This is a genomic window from Nitrosomonas communis (assembly GCF_900114745.1).
GTDB lineage: Bacteria > Pseudomonadota > Gammaproteobacteria > Burkholderiales > Nitrosomonadaceae > Nitrosomonas > Nitrosomonas communis_A.
In genome coordinates this window covers 1-1,322 of the sequence record NZ_FOUB01000180.1, presented here as the reverse complement: position 1 = coordinate 1,322, position 1,322 = coordinate 1, and the positions used below count along the sequence as shown (strand labels likewise).

Here is a 1,322-nt window from a genome sequence, read left to right as displayed (position 1 = left end):
CTGGTTAAAAAAATGTTTCATTTGTATTTTACCATTGCATCATTAAGCAGATTGCTTGAGAGCCTCGGCAATGGATTGGAATAACGCCTGTCGCGCCTTATTGAGTGCTGCGGCAGTCTCATTATCGCTCATCCTTGATGTGACAGCATCCAGCTGTTCAAGTGTTATCCCTGGTTTGAGATAGAGGGTTGCTCTGGCAATGTTTTCAGCTTATCAAAAGGTGTCATCATGTGTTCGTAACGATACTTTTTCCGCTCTTTATCCTTTGCGTCGGTGACGGTTTCAGGAAAGAAGCAAGGACGGTGAAAATCGACATAAGGGTTAAGAAAATCAGTGCAGAATGCGTTGACTTTTTTAGCAAATCGTTGCGGAATATGAGTATAGCCCAGATGTTTACGCACAACGGCACCGTTTGGATTCCACCAAAGCATGATCGTTGGAACGTCGTGGTCGTGACTTGGTGAATTCGATGCGCAGCTTTGCGAGTAAACCTCGCAACTTTGTAGTTGATGTATTCCGAGCCATTATCAGCGTGAAATCCCAGAATGGTGAATGGGAACTGATCAAGTAGCTGCTGGATAACCGGCAGCAGATACGCTTCACTAATCCTCTCGCAAGTGGCGACAAGTTGAAATTGGGTCACGCAGTCGACTGCGTTGATATGATAAACCCCTTTCATGCCATCCTGATCCCCTTGATGGACGCTGTCTATACGAATATAGCCAGGCACGCCATCAGGTTGGGGAGAGCGGCGCTGCCCAATAGGTACAGCAGTTGGGCGGGTTTTCGTCCAATGCCGCCGTTTATCCTGATAAGCCCGGCCAGCACGTAAATTGTAAAGATGAGAGACCGAGATACTCGCCAGCCGTTCGAAACGTGTGTCATTGAAAATGAGGTAGGCTCGCTCCATCAGCTTCTTGGTGGCCGGGCCTGATAAAGTACCGTGCAGCATATCCATCTCAGCCAGAAGAATCGTGTCAGTTAGATTAAAGCGGCGGCAGAATCCATTCTTCTTGGGGGCACTGTTCTTTTTGGTTACTCGGCCTGATTTACCGTACCGCTCAACTAATCGTGTTACCTGCTGCCGTGACAGGTCTGTCATACGTTTGAGATAGCGTAACACTACGCCTTTGTCGCACCGAGCAGTGGGGTATAGCCAAATCGCTTCAATACTCTCTCGATAAACCCATAGTGTTCCGCCTTGGGAACCTTGAGCGCAATATCATGCGTTCCTTCCAGAAACGCCTTAACCTGTGCCACCGTTTGTAGCTTTGCTTCATCCATGTCGATCACCATGCCTCGCATAATGACCAATTCAGAAT

Annotated in this window: 2 protein-coding genes; both read right to left on the bottom strand. The window is 48.0% G+C overall.

What is annotated here, in order from left to right:
- Window positions 1–226 precede the first annotated feature (226 nt).
- Window positions 227–1,123, bottom strand: coding sequence for a hypothetical protein (locus BM122_RS21265; RefSeq protein ID WP_218152220.1), 897 nt, complete (start codon window positions 1,121–1,123; stop codon window positions 227–229).
- The coding region (locus BM122_RS24665) for a hypothetical protein (RefSeq protein WP_218152219.1) at window positions 1,123–1,322 on the bottom strand (200 nt) is incomplete at its 5' end. The genes BM122_RS21265 and BM122_RS24665, both read right to left, overlap by 1 nt.